The following is a 17,550-nucleotide window of genomic DNA, read 5'->3' as shown; positions in this document are numbered from 1 at the left end:
CATAGACGAGGCATTCTCCACAAATCGTAGGAAAAATCAGCGCCTCATCCCGTTACCGAAGCGACTTTTCGCCGGCCCACTGGCCATTCGCCAAGCACCTGCTAGCGTTGTTGTGGCCGCCCCCTCATGGATGCAAGACCATCATGAAATCATTGCCTCGCGTTACCCTGTTGTGCGCCGCTTTGCTAGCTGTGGCCGCCTGCTCCAGCAACCGCGTGGACCCCAAGGACTATTCCGGCTTCCTCAAGGATTACAGCCGCCTGCAGGAAGCCAAGAGCCCAACCGGTGCATCGGTGATGCGCTGGATCGACCCCAAGGTCGATGTCAACCGGTACACGCAGGTCTTCATCGAGCCCAGCCAGTTCTACCCCAAGCCGCAAGCGACGGCGGTCATTTCCCAGCAGACGCTGGGTGAAATCACTCGCTACTTCAACGAGGCCTTGCGCCGTGAAATGGGCAGCGTGCTGACCTTGGCCAAGGCACCCGGCCCAGGCACCATCGTGGTACGCCCGGCGATCACCGCGGTTTCTACAAGCAATGAAAGCCTCAAACCTTACGAATTCATCCCGATCGCGCTGGTTTCGGCGGGCGTCAACACCGCGATGGGTGGTCGCGACCAGGAAGTCGATGTCGGTGTCGAAGCGGCCTTCCTCGATGGCGCCAACCAGAAGGTGCTGGCTCAGGTGGTGCGCAAGGGCACCGGCAAAGAGCTGGAGAACGACAAGACCCAGCTGACCCTGAACGATGTCAAACCCGTGCTCGACGGCTGGGCCAAGGACATGCGCGCCAGCTTCCTTACCCTCAAGAACAAGAGCAACCGCTAGGGTACGTCATCAGTTCACCACTGATTTCGCAGCGCCCATGCGACCGAGCGCCGCCCGCGCGACGCTCGATCCATGCCTCACACCCAAACCCAAGGCAGGCACCTGCCACTTGCCGGCGAAACGCCGATCAACACTCGACGAACGCTACCGCCAGGCCACCCCGTGACGTCTCCTTGTAGTTGGCATGCATGTCGGCACCGGTATCACGCATGGTGCGGATCACCCGATCGAGCGAGATGAAGTGCTCGCCATCACCCCGCAGGGCCATCTGCACGGCATTGATCGCCTTCACTGCAGCTATCGCATTGCGCTCGATGCACGGCACCTGAACCAGCCCGCCGACCGGGTCGCAGGTCAGCCCGAGGTTATGCTCCAGGGCGATTTCAGCGGCGTTTTCCAGTTGCGGCGGTGTGGCGCCCAGTACTTCGGCCAAGCCCGCAGCGGCCATCGAGCAGGCTGAGCCAACCTCGCCCTGGCAGCCGACTTCAGCCCCGGAGATCGATGCATTCTTCTTGCACAGGATGCCGACTGCGGCAGCGGCCAGCAGAAACGCCACCACATCGTCGTCACAGGCGTTCGGGTTGAACTTCATGTAGTAGTGCAACACAGCCGGGATGATGCCCGCGGCGCCATTGGTGGGCGCGGTGACCATGCGCCCGCCGGCGGCATTCTCTTCATTGACCGCCAGGGCAAACAGGTTGACCCACTCCATGGCACTCAAGGTCGAACCGATCACGTTGGGCTGCCCGGCTTCCTGCAGGCTGCGGTGCAGGCGTGCGGCACGGCGCTTGACGTTGAGCCCGCCGGGCAGGATGCCTTCATTGCGCAGGCCGTTGTCGACACAGTCGCGCATCGCCGCCCAGATCCGCAGCAGGCCTTCGCGCACTTCGGCTTCTGGCCGCCAGGCGCACTCGTTGGCCAGCATCAGTTGGCCAACGCTCAGGTTGTTGGCCTTGCACAGCGCCAGCAGTTCGGCGCCGCTGGAAAACTCGTACGGCAGGTGAACGGCGTTGGCCTCGGCCTGCGGTGCATCGATCTCGCCCTGCTCGACGATGAAGCCACCGCCGATGGAATAGTAGGTCTGCTGGAACAGGCTGCCCTGCCCGCCCACTGCTTCCAGGGCCATGGCATTGGGGTGATAAGGCAGGCTTTCGTCCAGCAGCAGCATGTCGCGGGCATACTGGAATTCGAGCGGATGGCTGCCATCGAGCATCAGGCACTGCTCCTGCAGCAGCTGATGGATACGCGGCTCGATGGTGGCCGGGTCGATGCGGTCCGGCCACTGTCCCATCAGGCCGAGCAGGCAGGCGCGATCAGTGGCATGGCCGACCCCGGTGGCTGAAAGCGAGCCGTACAGCCGCACTTCTATACGCTGTACCTGCGCCAGCAGGCCACGTTCGCGCAAAGCCTGGGCAAAGCTCGCCGCCGCCCGCATCGGGCCTACGGTGTGGGAACTGGACGGGCCGATGCCAATTTTGAAAAGGTCGAAAACACTGATAGCCATACTAATGCCTGAGCGTGTCGGCACTGATTGCTGCCACACGCTGATCTGAGAAAATTGAACGGTATTGCCAATTTGCGCGATACTGCCGCGCTCACCGGCAGATGACCAACGAAACTTTCTAAGCAAGGCTTTAGCAGGGCTAAACGATGCGACGACAACTCAATGGCCAGATGTTCGTCTGGCTGCATGTTTTCTCCTGTGCGGCGCGGCACCTGTCGTTCACCCGCTGTGCCGAAGAACTGCACATCACCCCCGGTGCGGTCAGCCAGCAGATGCGCCAGCTCGAAGAACGCCTGGGCTACAAACTGTTCCTGCGCCGTGCGCGCGGTGTGGAGCTGAGCGCCGAGGGCCAGCGCCTGGCACAGACGGTCACCGAGGCCTATGGCAGCATCGAAGCCGAACTGCTGCGCCTGGATGCCGGGGAAATCCGCGGCACTTTGCGCCTGCGCTCGATCCCGTCGTTCCTGGCCAAGTGGCTCACCCCCCGGCTGCCGCGCTTCCAGCAGCGCTACCCGGAGATCGAACTGCGCCTGGTCGCCGAAGACAGCGCCCAGGCCTTGCACCCCGGTGACTTCGACCTGGCCATCGACCTCAACGACGGCAGTTACCCCGGCATGCTGTCGACCCCGTTGCTGGACGAACAGATCTTCCCGGTCTGTTCACCCACGCTGCTGCGCGGCCGCCCACCGCTGCATGGCCCGGCGGACCTGGTGCATTACCCGCTGCTGCACGACATCACCGCCTGGCGCGGCAGTTCGGAATACGCGGAATGGGAGTTCTACCTGGAGGGTATCGGCGCCACCGGGCTGGATGTGCGCCGCGGCCATACCTTCAACCGCAACCACCTGACCATCGAAGCGGCGATCGCCGGCATCGGCGTGGCCATTGCGCGGCGCACGCTGCTCAATGACGAGCTTGAGCGCGGCGCCTTGATCGTGCCGTTCGGCCACCCCATCGCCAATCACAAGCGCTACATGGTGCACTACCCGCCAGGCGGGTTGAACCAGCCCGGCGCCCGTGCAGTGCACGACTGGCTGGTGGAAGAAGCCCAAGGCTTTCGCACCTTGCACCCACTGGTGCTACCGGCCTGATCACTCGGCGGCGATGTGCTTGATGTCGAAGTTGAACGACGGCACGTAGCCGGTGCCGAGCAGATGCGGGCATTCCGAGGTCTTGAAGTCATCGCTGAGCAAGTCCTGCGTGCTGTCATAGCCCGGCATCGATATCCCGGTCATGTTCAGCAGCGTATGCGGCAGCGAGGCGATGCTGACCTGCTGATCTTCCCTGGCCTTCAACTTCTGCAGTTTGCCCGACTGCTCCGGCGAGAGGTTGCCGCTGGACCAGACAAACGCCGAGGTCGACAGGTCATATTCATTACCCATGCCATGGCCCAACAGTTGCCGGCTGTCATCCAGGAGGTTCTCGCCGTGGTCCGACGAGTAGACCAGCAGCGCTTTCTTCTGGCTGGCCGTCAGCTGTTGAATGATCGAGGACAGTAGCCAATCGGTGTACAGCACCGAGTTGTCGTAATCGGCCGTGACCCGGTCTTTCTGGCTACCGCTGGCGGGCTTGAACTGGGCGAAGTCGCTTGGGAAACGCCGTGCGTACTCGAAGTGGCTGCCCTTGATATGAATGAATATCGCCTGCCGATGCCCATTGGCCTTGCCCAGCACATTCTGCAAAACCGGTATCAGCGCACCGTCATAGCTGCGCTCCAGGTACTGGCGGTATTGAGCTTCTGCGGCGATCTGCGGAATGATCCCGCCGAAGCTGTCGACCTCCTGTGAAGACAACCAGTAGGTGTCGTAACCGGCCGCACGGAAGATCCCTACCAGCGATTTGTTCGACGCAATCAGGTCCCAGTCACGGATGGGTTCCAGGCTCAGCAGCGAAGGCACGGCGACCGAGGTATAGGGCGCGGTCGTGCACATGCGGTTGAACTTGAACAGCCCTGGTTGCTGATCGAGGTGGGGGGTGGTCCTGTTCTGGTAGCCGTACAACGACCAGTTGTGCGGGCGCGAAGACTCGCCGATGACGAACACCAGGGTCTCGATGTCGGCCTGGTCGGAGATGCTGGTGATCTTGACCTCTGACTCCAGGCGCTGCTTGATGTACCCCTTGGACTCTACATACAAGGTCGCCGTCAGGCCGATCTGTGACAGGTAACCGACGGGCGTGCTCTGGTCTTTCGCCACCAGGTCGAGCACTGCCCCTTTACTCAGCGAGTTGGCCTTGACGGTCTTGTAGAAGTAAGCCCCATAGCCCAGCAGCAAGCCGCCCAGCGCCAGCACAAGAATGGCCTTGTTGCGGTACAGGCGGCGGCCATGCAACCCGGCCAGCCCCACCCCGTAACACACTGCGAACACAGCCAGGATGCCGGCGATCGAGCGCCAGTAGGTGGCGAAGAAATCCGTCGCTTCCTTGTAGTTGGTCAAGGCAATGAACAGATACGCCGCCGTCAGGCGCGAATTGAAGTTCAGCACGACGAACAGGTCGATGCTCGCCAACAGATAGAAGGGCAGCAGCAGCAGATGCACTTTGAACTGGTTGGCGGACACGAAGCGGATTGCCAGCAGCCACAAAAATGAAATGGCAAAGGTGTACAAGACCAGCAAGTCGATCTTCGCGCATTGGCAATCCGCCAACAGCCTGGCCAACAGCGGCGACAACAGAAACGCCCATAGCACCAGCGAGGGCCACTCGGCTTTCAGCAGCCTGGCGGCACCTGCCCCTCCCGTTGACAAGACGCTCATGCTCCCTCCCCCCTGTACGCCACGCCGGATTCCGGCGTCAATAAGCCTGCTTGCCGGTGAAGGCATTGACCGTTCGCACCAGGATCACGAAGTCGAGCCACAACGACCAGTTGTTGATGTACTCGATGTCCGAATTGACCCGCTGGATCATCTGCTCGATGTCCTTGGTTTCTCCCCGATACCCCCGCACTTGTGCCAGGCCGGTCATGCCGGGCTTGATGTTGTGGCGGGCGAAGTAATCGACGATGTCCTGGGAGTACAGGGTGTCGTGCTGCAAGGCATGGGGACGCGGGCCGACCAGCGACATGTCGCCGGTCAGCACATTGAACAGCTGCGGCAGCTCATCGAGGCTGGTGCGCCGAATGAATGCGCCAACCCGGGTCAGCCGCTTGTCATTACGCTGCGCCTGCTCGACCACACCACTTTCCGGTTGGTGCACGTGCATGCTGCGGAATTTCCAGATACGGAATGACTCCCCGGTCCAGCCTGTACGGTCCTGACGGAAGAACACCGGCCCCGGGCTGTCGAACTTGATGATCAATGCGACCGCCAGCAATACCGGCGATGCGCACAGCAGGATGAGCGCGGCCAGCACGCGGTCCTCGAGGTTTTTCAGGAACAGGCTGGTCCCGGTCAGGGGCGTTTCCGACAGGGTCAGCACCGGAATACCGGCAATTTCACGCACGCTGTGGTTGATCAGGCGAAGCGAGAAGATGTCCGGCACCCAATTGACCGCGATGCACTTGTCGAGCAGCTTGAGGTAGACATCCTGAATGACGGCAGAACCGCCAAGGGGCGTCACCAGGTACACGGTGCGGATGCCATGCTGGGCAATGATTTCGTCCAGATCGGCGATGCTGCCCAGCACCGGCAGGCGCAGCTTTGCATCTTGCGCCTCGCGGGCCTGGTCCTCTTCCTGGTCGACCCAGATACAGCCCATTACCCGCTCACCGAACCACGGGTTGTTGCTGATCTTCTGATACAGGAAATTGGCCAGGTCGCCATTGCCGATGATCAAGGCGTTGTCCAGCCGCGCATGGGCCGTGAAGCGCTTCTGCAGCTCGCGCATGGCCACGTGCAGGAACAACTGGACGATATAGCCGATGACAAACAGTTGAACGACCAGCAGGCGTGAATAGGTTTCGCTCTGCTTGGTCAGGAAGGCGATGACCACCAGGAAACAGAACGTCGCCGACCACGCCTTGAACAGCCTGAAGGCCTTGACCGACAGCCCTACGTTGCTGCGGTAGATGGCGTAATGGTCATAAATGACCGCCAGCGCGCCGATCAGCAGCAGGAGCATGATCACGTAGTCTGAGGTGATGTAACCGAACTGGTCGTAGATCAGGTACCACGCCACGCCGGTGACGGCAATTCCGTCAAGGCCCGCTTGAATGGCGTTGCTGACGCTGCTTCTGCGCTGGAGCAATGACCGACTGCTTCTGGGTTCGAACACCATCGTAAGGCCTCACTGAACTGTGTGTGGCAAATGCCTGACCATCACAACGAAGCGATGGAAACTCACCTCAGGTACCTGAAAAACCTTTGAAATTTTGCAGCTCGGCGCCCCGCGTCGATTGATATCACTGTAGCAGCACCCGGCGTTTGCTGCGGGGCCGTTCGCCCCCCTTCACTACACCCGATGCGCAGGCGCCCTGGCATAGAGCACCGCACGCAAAAGGAACACCGGATTACCAATCACATAGCGTGCAAACAGGCGCTTCGGCTCTTTGAGCAACCTGAAAACCCACTCACCGTTTAACCGCCGCACCCAGTGAGGGGCTCGCGTTACCTTGCCACCCAAAAAGTCGACAATGGCGCCGCCGCACACGATCAGGCAGGGGCTGTCGAGCGCCGCCAGGCGTGCCGCCACCTGCTCCTGCTTGGGCATCCCCATGCCCAGCACGATCAGCGCTGGCTGGTGTGCCTGGGCGAGGCCGAGGTAGGTGTCGACCTCGGCAAAGCCATCGTGCCGTGACACCACGTGCACGCCATACTGCGCTTCGCAGCGCTGAGCGGCTGCGGACAGGAACGGCTCGCGCGTCCCCCAGAATGCCACGCGCCTGCCATTGAAGGCCGCCAGCAGCTTGGGGATGAAATCCGTGCCGTTCATGTTGAGCCCGGGGGCCAGCCCCAGGCGCCGCAGCAATATCGCCATGCCGGCACCGTCACGCAGTAGCACGTCCGCTGCCGCCAGTGCCTGGCAGTAATCGGCCTTGCCCGCGACCAGGTTCATCGCATGGGCGTTGACGAAGCCCAGCACGGTTGCCCGCTGTGGTGAGCTCAGCGACACCAGCAGGCGTTGCTCTTCGGTTGCATCCTGGACCAGGCGCAACTTGCCCATGACCGACTTCCAGCGTTGCAGCCAGGCCCATGCTTCCATCAGCTGTCATCCCGCTTCGAGCGCACCCAGTCCACCTGGCGCTTGAGTAGAAACCCCAGGTACAGGGGGATTTTCCTGGCCGCATAGAACGGCGCGTACATCAGCACCGAAAACGGGATCAGCTCCCGTGCAAAGCGCGCCCACGCCAGCAGGACGGCAGCGCCGAGCAGGCCCAACGCCAGCGTGGCAAGCAGCGCGGGCAACAGCACGCCGAATACCCCGAAGGCCAGCCAGGTAACCGCAAAAAGCACCATCAGCAGCAAAGACAACAAGGCCAGCGGTGGCACCAGCAGGTCGGCGGCCATGCCCAACAGCGGCCAGTTGCGTTGTACCAGCGCGCGCCCCAGAAGCTTCGGCCCCTCGGCCAGCACCACCCCCAGGTGACCATGCTCCCAACGCTTGCGCTGGATGCTCAGGCCTTCCTGGCTGGTGGGGAAGTGACTGTTGACCACAGCCTCCGGGCAAAACAGCGGCGGCTTGCCAAGCGCAGCGCACTCCAGGCCCAGCTTCAGGTCTTCGACCAGGTGCCCGGTGGCCAGGTTGACGGCCGACACGTCTTGCCAGGCAAAGGCCATGCCCGCCCCCATCAACTGACAGGGCAAGCCCGCCCGGGCCCAGCCACGCGGGCGGACCAGGTTCTTCACCCGCCAGGCAAAGGCGGCGACCTGCACCTTCAACCCGGCGCCGGCAGGGGCATGCATCAGATACAGCGCTTGCGCGGGCCGGGCATTGTCGACACAGCAGCGCGCCAGTTGCTCGAGCGCACCCGCCCCTACCTGGCAGTCTGCGTCGATGATGATCAGTACCTCGGGGGGCGACTGGCGCAGATGCTGCACCCCGAAGTCCAATGCGTAGCCCTTGCCCCGGTGCTGCTGATCCTGGCGCTCGACCACCTGCGCGCCCGCCGCGCGGGCAAGGCTTGCGGTCTGGTCCGTGCAGTTGTCCGCGACCACCAGCAGCTGGTCGCCTTCACGCAATTGCGGCCTGATGCTGGCAAGCGTGGACGCGATCAGCGATGCCTCGTTGTGCGCGGGCACCAGCACGGCAACCCGCGCACGAGGACCTTGCCGAGCGCCTGGTACAGGCGCAGGCAGGCAGGCCAGTACCACCTGGGTGAACAGCACCAGCGTCGGCAACAAGACCAGCAGCACCGCCAGGCCCAACAACCCGCTCAACAGAGTCAGCATGTCGGCACCTTGAAATGGCCGACCAGCCTGGCGGCTTCAGTATCGATGTCGTGGCGCGTGAGTACGCGCTGGTAGGCAGCCTCGCCCATGCGCTGCAGAACCTCCACGGGTTGCTGCAGGCAGTCGAGCATGGCCTCGGTCAACGCCTCGGCGGAACCTGCCGGGAACAACCAGCCGTTCTCACCCGGGTGGACCAGTTCGGGAATGCCGGCCACATAGGTGGTCAGCACCGGCCGGCGCAACGCCATGGCCTCCATGATCACCACCGGCAAGCCCTCGGCAAAGCTGGGCAGTACCAGGGCACGCGCGGCGAGAAGTTCGTCCCGCACCTGTGCACTGCTGATCCAGCCGGTGATGCGCACTTGCGCCTGCAAGCCATACCGTGCAATCAACGCCTCGATCGGGCCGCGCAATTCGCCATCGCCGGCCAACACCAGTTCGAAGGGCACGCCCCGGCTCGCCAGGGTGCGCGCCGCCTCGATCAGCAGCAGCTGGCCTTTCTGCTCACACAGACGCCCCACGCAAACCAGCCGAGGCGCAGCCGGCGGTGCAAGCGCGGTGCCCTCGTGGAAACTGCGCTCCAGGCCACAATGCACCACCTTGACCTTGCCCCAGTGCTCATGGGCCACCCAGCGATACAACTGGCTACGACCGAAAGAGCTGACCGCAGCCACGAAAGCGGCGCGCCGCACCTTCTCGCCCAGGTGCAGGATCTGCGCCTTGTCGAACTCTTCCGGCCCATGCACGGTGAAGCTGTAGGCCGGCCCGCCGAGGGCATTGGCCAGCATCACCACTTCTGCCGAGTTGGTGCCAAAGTGTGCGTGCACATGTTCCGCAGCGGATGACTGCAGCCATTGCACCAGCCGGCACGCTTCGGCCAGGTAGATCAGGTGGTAGGCCCATGGGCGATCAGCGCGCCAGCCCAGGCGAAGCGCCAGGCGCAGTGCGCCAAAAAACCGCTTGGGTTGTGCCCGTACGACCTCGAACAACGGCTTCAACAAGCCCCTCAACCCATCCTGCAGCACATAGCGGGTCTTGCTCCGTTCGGCCAGGTCCTCGGCGTCGTGCAGTTCGGCATCCCAGCCTCGCAAGGCGATACGCTGAACCTCGACGCCCTGGCGCTCCAGCGCCAGTATTTCGCGGCGAATGAAACTGTGACTGACCTTGGGATACTGATTGATGAAATAAGCGATACGCATAGTGCCCCGAATCTGAGTCCGTTTACTGAATGGCCAGGCCTGCCGTGCTTTGCTGCGCAGGGCTGCCGGCCAAGGCGGCCTGTATCTGGCCAAACGCGTCATCCAGCAACGCATGGCGCCTGCGGTACATCGCCCGCTTCTTCGCTGCGACTTCCTCTACCGCGCGCTGCGCGGGTGCCAAGGGGATGATGAAAAAGTCCTCGCGGTCCGAGGGCCCGGCGCCGTTTTCCTGCCAGATCACATCGTAGTTGGCCGCCAGATCCTGATGCTTGTCGGCGCCAAAATAAGGATGGCGATGGTGGCGGTAGTCGTCCCCCACCGCATAGATGCGCACGGCCCCCAGCGTTCTTGCCACGCACTTGATCGCCTCGATCAGCAGGCTTCTGGGGCGCAGGCCTTCGAAGTCCTTGGTCAGGTCGCGGTAGATTGTCAGCGAGGTCTCGCTGTCCACGCCCTTGTGGATGCCCTGCACTGCGCCGATGTACAGGCACAGGCCTGCCGCTTCACGGCACAGGGTAAAGGCGAGCGAGGCCACGCGCAGTTCGCCCTGGAACAGGTTGATCACCAGCTCCCCTTCGCGCTTGAACCAGATCGGCCGGTCGAGCACCAGGCTGCAGCCGCTGGAGTATGCCGTCAGGTCGCACAACTGTCGGTGCTCGTCACGCCGCAACAGCAGCAACGGGGCACAGTGCGCAGTCACCACTTCATAGTGCGACGCCACCGCATCGAGACGCTGCGGGGCGTTCCAGCATTTGCTGATGTAAGGCCACTGAACGACGCCAATGCAATCGACGCCCAGCCGCTCGAAGCGGTCTTGGCCCAGTGCCCGTGACATGCGCTGGGCAAAGGCCTGCAAGCCGGACCACTCCCGGGCCATGGAAACCGTCAACTTGTACTTGTTGTTGAGCGCGCGCAGCGAATAACCGGGCTGCAAGGTGAGCACGCTCTTGGCCAGCGATCTGAACGTCATCGTCATGTCATTTGTACTCGATCAGCAGCGCCTTGCCGGCCGCATACCTGTTCAGCAGGAACTTCGCCTGGCCGAGCATTTCCGGGAACTTGCCCAGCACCAGGAACACCGCCTGCCACCAGTTTTCCCGCGTCGAACGCTCGCCCCGGCGGGCCAGGCGCACGATCTGCAACGGATAGACCAGCAACAACAACAGCCCCCAACCGCCCGACAACAGGCTCACAGCGAAGATCGCCAGCGGCAGGTTCAGGCCCCATAACCAGGCGCGCCGTGATTCACGCAACCAATGGCGTTCCGGCGTCTGTCCATGCAGGTAAGCGCCTTCGGCATAGGCATAACCGGCACGTAGACTACGCCGCCACCATTGCCCGAAACGGGTCATGGCGGCATCGTGCAGGGTCATTTCATCGGGCAGGCGCCAGACCTTCCAGCCGCCCGCGCGCAAGCGCACGCACAGTTCCGGTTCTTCGCCGGCAATCAGTTCGGGGCGAAAACCGGACACCGCCATGAAGGCGTCGACACGCATCAGTGCATCGCCGCCGCAGGCCTTGGCTTCCCCCACGGGAGTGTCCCATTCCAGGTCGCACAGCAGGTTGTACACCGAGCGCTGCGGGAAGCGCTCGCGGCGGCGCCCGCACACCACTGCCACGTCCGGGTGCTGGTCGAGGAATGCCTGGGCCTTGCCCAGCCAGCCGGCATCCACTTCGCAGTCGCCGTCGACGAACTGCACATGGCGGATACCGGGCACGATGGCTTGCAGGCAGGCAAAGCCTTCGTTGCGCGCGCGTGCAGCGGTAAAGGGTTGCGCCATGTCCAGCGCCACCACTTCGACGCCCAGCCGATGCGCCAGCTGTACCGAGCCGTCGGAGGAGCCGGAGTCCACGTACACCAGCTGGTCCGCACGGCCCATCAGCGACAACAGGCAGCGCTCCAGGCGCTGGCCCTCATTGCGACCGATCACCACCACTCCAATGCCTGTCACCATGAGCTTCACTCGTCCGCTTGGGCTAGGTCACGTGTACTGCATCGCATCGCTGTGCTTGCGCGCCTTGATGGTCGCGGGCACTCCCACTGCCAGGCAGTTGTCCGGCACATCGATCAGCACTACCGCGTTGGAGCCTATCGTCACGTTGTTACCGATGCGTATATTGCCCAGCACCTTGGCACCGGCGCCGATATCCACGTTGTTGCCGAACACCGGGGCGATGGGTTCGTCGACATTCTTCAGGCCCACCACCACGCCGTTACGGATCCGGCAGTCATCGCCAAAACGCGCATAGCCACTGATGACGATGCCGCCGAAGTGGTCGATGACGAAGTTGCGGCCAATCACCACCTCGCAGGGCAGTTCGACCCCGGTGATGATCTGCACGAACTTGAACAGCACCTTGTAGACAAAAGAGCACAACTTGCGCAGCACGGCCGGGCGCACGCCGTAGCGCCAGCGGCCGAAGCGGTAGACCAGCAGCACCCAGAACCCCTGGGCGCCCCAATCCCCCCCATGAGCACGCAAATCTGCGCGGATGTTTTCGAACATGGTTTCACCTACCGTGTGGGTTGGCTGGCAAACTGGGTCTTGAACAACAGCGACCAGGTGGCGCAGGTATGCCGCCAGCACGCCTTGATCGCGGCCAGGCCGCGGCCTTTGAGCAATGCCTTGAGCGCCAGCACCAGGTCACCCAGGCTCACCAGCAGCATGTGCAAGGCCAGCCCCGCCGGGCCGTGATGCTTACGGAAATACAACAGCTCGCTCTCGATCTGATAACCGGATATCTGCCGGCTCGCCGCTTCCAGTTCGGCCACCGACTTGGAGCTTTCACCACCGATGTGCACCACGGTGGTGTCGGGGAAGTACACCACTTTCCAGCCGGCCGCCTTCACCCGCTTGCAATGGTCCACTTCCTCGTAATAAAGGAAGTAGCGCGGGTCAAATAGCCCCACCTGGTCGAGCACTTCACGGCGCACCAGGTAGAAGCAACCGGGCAACCAGTCACACTCACGCACCGAGGCGTGGTCCCAGTCCATTTCATCGACCATTTTCAGCCCAGGGAAGAAACGCCCGAGCCCGGTGCGCCCGACGAACACGTTCAAGGGGGTCGGGAAATAGCGGCAGCTCGGCTGCAGATCGCCATCCCGGCCTACCAGGCGCACGCCAAGAATGCCGCACTCCGGGTGTGCTTCCATGTAGTCGACGGTTTTCTGCAGGCTGTCGGCAGCCACGAAGGCGTCGGTATTGAGCAACAGCGCGTACTTGCCTTGCAGGTGCGCCAGCAGTTGATTGTTGGCGCGGCCAAAGCCGACGTTGAGCTTGTTGCTCAGCAACAGCGCTTCAGGGCAGACCTTGCCCAGGCGCTCCACCGAGTCGTCAACCGAGGCATTGTCCACCACCAGGTAGCTGGCCAACGCCTCACCACCTGCGGCGCGCAGTGCATCGAACATCGGCTGCAGCAATGCCGCGGTGTTGAAGTTGACCACCATCACATCGACAGGCTTCTTATCCATTGCTGCCGTCCCCGAAGAAATAGCGACGCCGGTGCATCGCCAAGGTTGACTCCAGCGCCGGGTCGAAGGAGCCATTGCGTTGCTTGATCAGGTCTATCCAGGGGTAGGCGTTGCAACGCTCTTCGACCCGCTTGATCAGGTCTTCAGTGGTGCAGATGAACTTGGCCGGGTTGCCGCCGACCACGGTCCCCGGAGGCACGTCCTTGGTCACCACGGCACCGGCAGCCACCACCGAGTCAGGCCCGATAGTCACGCGCGGCATGATGATCGCGCCGTGGCCGACGAAGCTGTTGTCCCTGACGTCGATGACACCGACCGAATCCAGCTTCTTGCCATAGCAGAGCTCGATGAGCGCGACCACGCCGTCGTGACCAAGCAGCGTGCAATCGGACAAGCCGACATTGTTGCCGATGCGCACCAGCGACGGGTCGGTGACGTTGCAACCGACATTCATGTGAAAGTTGCTGCCCACCGAATAGAACCGGCCCCATCGGCAGTGGTATTCACCCCACTGCCTGGGTGTGGGATTGCAGATTTTCCTGTAGACCGAAACGCCGCGTCCGGTCGTGTTGGCATAATGCGCCACTGCATTGCGTATCCATCCAAACATATGGCAAGCCTCGCAAATCAAGCGATCCTGGACTGTCCCTGAGGCAAACAAGGTCTCGTTCTTGTAGGTGCTGACCCTGTTGCACTCAACCCTTTCACACCGCTACTTCAGTTCTGCCGGTTCAGGCCGCCGCTCCCTTTGTGCTGTTCATCTTCTCGTTGAGGTGGTCGGCCAGCCTCAAGGCGAACTGCAGCAGTGGCATGGTCGGGTTCGAGGCCCCGCCGGTGGCGAAGATACTGCTGCCGGCGACATAGAGGTTTTCGGTGCCGAACACCTTGCAGTTGATATCGACCACCCCGTCCTTCGCGGCCGCCGCCATCCGCGTGGTGCCCATGTGATGCGCATGCGGCGACAACATCAGCGGCAGGCTGGTGTCGTAGACGTAATCGCTGAGCTTGATGTAACCCAGGCCCATTTCGGCGAACTGCTTGGCCAGTTCGCTGCCGATGCACTTGATGGTGTGCCGGTCATCGGCGCTCAATACCCAGTTGACATTGACCTTGGCCACGCCCAGTTCGTCCTTTTCATCCAGCAGCGAGATGCGGCTCTGAACGTTGGGAAACTGCTCGATCAGCGTGGTGATCACGCCATCGCCCGGGCAGCTGAACTTGGCCACGAATGCGATCTTGCTGGCCACGCCCATTTCACAGGCCAGGTTTTCCAGGAAGTGCTTCACTTCGGCCGTGCGGCCGTAGGTCCGCACATCATCCAGCACCGACGCCAGTACATTGCCCTTGCCGGCGTGGTATTCGGCGACGAAGGCATCGGTGGTGAAGTATTGACGCGGCTCGGTGCCTTCCCCGCTGCGCAGGATGAACTTGCCCATGTCGATATTCAGGTGCTCCATGAAGCACCGACCGACCAGGCCGTCCTTGCGCACGATGCCCGCGTCCGCCAACGACTGGCTGTTGAGCAGTTGCCTGGCGTTTTCAATGGCGCCCATGGCCAGGATGTAGTTGTGCGCGGTGACCGGCTGACGCTTGCCGTCGTAATCGGCCACCTGAACAGCTTTCAACCGGCCGTGGGCCTTGTCGAACAGGAGGTCGACGCAGTTACAGTTGATGAACACATCCAGCCCAGGCGTTTGGTCGAGCGCCGTGGCGTACTTCTGCGCAAAACGTGTTGGTGGACTGAGCAGGAAACGGTCGGCATCGAAATCGCCACCATTCAGGCCCGGGTTCACCGCGCGAAACTCCGCGCCCTGGGGCAGATCGACGATCTCCATGGCGCCCGGCAAATAGCGTTCGATCTCAGCGAAAGGGATCGGCCAACCGGGCATGTCGACGGGCGGTGGCACGGCGAAATCAGATTCGGTGAACGGCCGGCAACGCCCCATCCAGTGATTGGAGGTGCCGCCCAGATAACGCAGGCGGGCTTCCCCGGGATACAGCTCGAGGCCGGTGGAGGTGCATTTGTACAGCGCCTGCGAGCGCGGCGTGTACTCGCGCGCGCCCCCTTCGAGCAACGCCACGCTCCATCCCGCAGCCGCCAGGCGCAAGGCCAGCGTGATCCCCGCTGGGCCTGCACCGATGATGCAGAAGTCGTAAGCGTTACGCAGGGTCTTGTCGGTGTCGTAGTCCTTGATCATGAGCGCCCGTCCTGGAAGTACCCCACCGGCAACACCCAGCCGTTGATGATGACGAAGCCGCCCTTTGGCTCTGGTTTGCGCGCCGCATTGGCGTTGGCATTGACACAGACACCGAACACGGCCGCCCCGGCACTCAACAAGACACAATTACGTAGAAAGCCTCTCCGCCCCAGCAACGGAGTACAAAACTGCAGCTTCCCCATGATCACAGCCCCATACCGTTGATTTTCTTATGCCCCGCTCTCTACCGCCGCGGGCCTTGTCGGGCGACCATCAGGGTCAATCGAAAAAGCGCGTCGACAGAGAGGCACTGAGTGCCCCTATCGCAATCATAGGCATAACCTGCGTCACGCGCCTGTGCTGGATTTTTCGCATCGCCACAACTTCAATCGACTGCATGACTTCAATCTCTGACCGAATGGCTAGAACTCACTATAGTTTCATTTAGCCACGATGCTAGCCTCCATCCAGTCCACCGAGGGATAGGTGCCTACAACCCATGCCTGAACATTTAAGAGCCCTGGTCGTCATTGTGATTGTGGCCAGTGTGGTTTTCTTCATGGCCCGGCGTCCGGCAACGGACCTGATCCACCTGGCGGACTTCAAGCGACGCCGCAACCTGTGGTTTGTGCTGACCCTGGCGGCATTTTTCGCCCACAGCTTCTGGCTGTATGCCGGCGCCGCCACGGTGATCTTGCTGGTTGCCCAGCGCCGCGAGCACAACCCGCTGGCGCTGTTTTTCCTGTTGCTGTTCCTGATCCCGCCCGCGATGACCGAAATCCCCGGTTTTGGCGTGATCAACTACCTGTTCGACATCAACCACCAACGCGTCCTGACCCTGTGCGTACTGCTGCCGGCGGCGCTGGTGCTGCGCAAGCAAAGCGACAGCATTCGCTTCGGCCGCCTGCTGCCCGACAAGCTGCTGCTGGCCAGCCTGGTGCTGACCAGCGCACTGGCGCTGCGCGAAACCACCGTCACCGACACGCTGCGCCAGGTGCTGAGCCTGTACATCGATGTGTTCCTGCCCTATTACGTGGCCAGCCGTGGCTTGCGTGAACTCAGTGACTTCAAGGACGCCATGCTCGCGTTCGTCCTCGTGGGCTTTCTCCTGGCGCTGCTCGGGGTTGCCGAGTACGTACGAAACTGGCTGCTGTACAACGCCCTGCTCGATGCCCTGGGCCTGCAATGGGACATGAAAGCCTACCTGAGCCGTGGTGGCTCGTTGCGTGCCAGTGTCACCACCGGGCAGGCAATCGTGCTCGGCTACGTGATGGCCGTGGCCATCGGCTTGTTCCTGTTCGTGCAGCACTTCGTGCAACGGCCTGCGCACCGCTATCTAGGCGCCCTGCTGCTGGCCGCCGGGCTGTTTGCCCCACTCTCGCGCGGCCCATGGATCGGCGCCGGGGTAATCGTGGTGGTGTTCATCGCGCTGGGCAGGCGCGCCGTATCGCGCCTGGCGTTGCTGGCACTGGCCGGGGTGTTGAGCATACCGCTGCTGAGCGTCATGCCCGGTGGCGACAAGATACTCGACCTGCTGCCCTTCATCGGCAAGGTGGACACGGAGAACATCACCTACCGCCAACGCCTGCTCGACAATTCGTGGATCGTCATCCAGCGCAATCCGCTGTTCGGCTCCTTCGATTACCGCAGCACCCCGGAAATGCAATCGATGATCCAGGGCGAAGGCATCATCGACATCGTCAACACCTACGTTGGCCTGGCCCTGCGCATCGGCCTGGTGGGGCTGGGGCTGTTCCTGGGCTTTTTCGCCTGCATCCTGCTGGGCATCCACCGGGCAATGCGCGCGATCAGCGACAACGCTGACCCGTACCGCCTGCTGGGGCGGGTGCTGCTGGCGACCCTGCTGGGGATCCTGGTCACCATTTTCACCGTCAGCAGCATCACGGTCATCCCGATCGTGTACTGGTCGCTTGCCGGGCTCAGCGTCGCCTACATCCAGATGATGCGCCGACAGGCCATTGAAGAAACCAGCCAGGTGACCACCATCAGCCTTCAACCGAGGTAGTTCG

Annotated in this window: 16 protein-coding genes; 3 read left to right on the top strand and 13 right to left on the bottom strand. The window is 62.4% G+C overall.

Annotation, left to right across the window (positions count from 1 at the left end):
- Positions 1 to 143: 143 nt before the first annotated feature.
- Positions 144 to 824 (top strand): DUF3313 domain-containing protein, encoded by a 681-nt coding sequence (locus C2H86_RS24400; RefSeq protein WP_159410227.1) that lies wholly within the window; start codon positions 144 to 146, stop codon positions 822 to 824.
- Positions 825 to 951: 127 nt separating this feature from the next.
- Here the strand turns inward: C2H86_RS24400 and C2H86_RS24395 are convergent, their stop codons facing one another.
- Positions 952 to 2,328, bottom strand: coding sequence for an L-serine ammonia-lyase (locus C2H86_RS24395; RefSeq protein WP_159410226.1), 1,377 nt, complete (start codon positions 2,326 to 2,328; stop codon positions 952 to 954).
- A gap of 146 nt (positions 2,329 to 2,474) precedes the next feature.
- Between C2H86_RS24395 and C2H86_RS24390 the strand changes: the two genes are divergently transcribed.
- Positions 2,475 to 3,419, top strand: a complete 945-nt coding sequence (locus C2H86_RS24390) for a LysR substrate-binding domain-containing protein (protein WP_159410225.1) — start codon at positions 2,475 to 2,477, stop codon at positions 3,417 to 3,419.
- Here C2H86_RS24390 and C2H86_RS24385 read toward each other — a convergent pair whose 3' ends face one another.
- The 12 genes from C2H86_RS24385 to C2H86_RS28575 form a co-directional block, all read right to left on the bottom strand.
- Positions 3,420 to 5,081 carry a phosphoethanolamine transferase gene (locus C2H86_RS24385; protein WP_159410224.1) on the bottom strand — a complete coding sequence of 554 codons (1,662 nt, stop codon included), beginning with the start codon at positions 5,079 to 5,081 and terminating at the stop codon, positions 3,420 to 3,422. It lies immediately after the preceding gene.
- A 37-nt stretch (positions 5,082 to 5,118) separates the two neighbouring features.
- On the bottom strand, positions 5,119 to 6,540 hold the full coding sequence (locus tag C2H86_RS24380; RefSeq protein ID WP_159410223.1) for an undecaprenyl-phosphate glucose phosphotransferase: 1,422 nt from the start codon (positions 6,538 to 6,540) through the stop codon (positions 5,119 to 5,121).
- A 174-nt stretch (positions 6,541 to 6,714) separates the two neighbouring features.
- A complete protein-coding gene (locus C2H86_RS24375; protein WP_159410222.1) occupies positions 6,715 to 7,464 on the bottom strand; it encodes a WecB/TagA/CpsF family glycosyltransferase in 750 nt (249 codons plus the stop codon).
- Positions 7,464 to 8,651, bottom strand: a complete 1,188-nt coding sequence (locus tag C2H86_RS24370) for a glycosyltransferase family 2 protein (protein WP_159410221.1) — start codon at positions 8,649 to 8,651, stop codon at positions 7,464 to 7,466. Before C2H86_RS24370 ends, C2H86_RS24375 begins: the two co-directional genes overlap by 1 nt.
- Entirely contained in the window at positions 8,645 to 9,850 is a 1,206-nt protein-coding gene (locus C2H86_RS24365; protein WP_159410220.1) for a glycosyltransferase, read from the bottom strand. The genes C2H86_RS24370 and C2H86_RS24365 overlap by 7 nt, the downstream gene beginning before the upstream one ends.
- 22 nt (positions 9,851 to 9,872) lie before the next feature.
- Positions 9,873 to 10,820 carry a DUF535 family protein gene (locus tag C2H86_RS24360; protein ID WP_159410219.1) on the bottom strand — a complete coding sequence of 316 codons (948 nt, stop codon included), beginning with the start codon at positions 10,818 to 10,820 and terminating at the stop codon, positions 9,873 to 9,875.
- Between the two features lie 7 nt (positions 10,821 to 10,827).
- Positions 10,828 to 11,805 (bottom strand): glycosyltransferase family 2 protein, encoded by a 978-nt coding sequence (locus tag C2H86_RS24355; RefSeq protein WP_159410218.1) that lies wholly within the window; start codon positions 11,803 to 11,805, stop codon positions 10,828 to 10,830.
- A 27-nt stretch (positions 11,806 to 11,832) separates the two neighbouring features.
- The gene (locus C2H86_RS24350; RefSeq protein ID WP_159410217.1) at positions 11,833 to 12,357 is read right to left on the bottom strand and encodes a serine O-acetyltransferase; all 525 of its coding nucleotides are present in this window, start codon (positions 12,355 to 12,357) and stop codon (positions 11,833 to 11,835) included.
- A gap of 8 nt (positions 12,358 to 12,365) precedes the next feature.
- A complete protein-coding gene (locus C2H86_RS24345; protein WP_159410216.1) occupies positions 12,366 to 13,322 on the bottom strand; it encodes a glycosyltransferase family 2 protein in 957 nt (318 codons plus the stop codon).
- Positions 13,315 to 13,932 (bottom strand): acyltransferase, encoded by a 618-nt coding sequence (locus C2H86_RS24340; RefSeq protein ID WP_159410215.1) that lies wholly within the window; start codon positions 13,930 to 13,932, stop codon positions 13,315 to 13,317. Before C2H86_RS24340 ends, C2H86_RS24345 begins: the two co-directional genes overlap by 8 nt.
- Before the next feature lie 121 nt (positions 13,933 to 14,053).
- Entirely contained in the window at positions 14,054 to 15,520 is a 1,467-nt protein-coding gene (locus C2H86_RS24335; protein WP_159410214.1) for an FAD-dependent oxidoreductase, read from the bottom strand.
- Positions 15,517 to 15,639, bottom strand: a complete 123-nt coding sequence (locus C2H86_RS28575) for a hypothetical protein (protein ID WP_275898217.1) — start codon at positions 15,637 to 15,639, stop codon at positions 15,517 to 15,519. Before C2H86_RS28575 ends, C2H86_RS24335 begins: the two co-directional genes overlap by 4 nt.
- A gap of 380 nt (positions 15,640 to 16,019) precedes the next feature.
- On the opposite strand from C2H86_RS28575, the gene C2H86_RS24325 reads away from it, so the two are divergent.
- The gene (locus C2H86_RS24325; RefSeq protein ID WP_159410213.1) at positions 16,020 to 17,546 is read left to right on the top strand and encodes an O-antigen ligase family protein; all 1,527 of its coding nucleotides are present in this window, start codon (positions 16,020 to 16,022) and stop codon (positions 17,544 to 17,546) included.
- Positions 17,547 to 17,550: the final 4 nt, after the last annotated feature.

Source organism: Pseudomonas putida (assembly GCF_009883635.2).
GTDB lineage: Bacteria > Pseudomonadota > Gammaproteobacteria > Pseudomonadales > Pseudomonadaceae > Aquipseudomonas > Aquipseudomonas putida_W.
The sequence above is the reverse complement of the archived record's forward strand: the minus strand, read 5'-3'. Positions and strand labels throughout refer to the sequence as shown.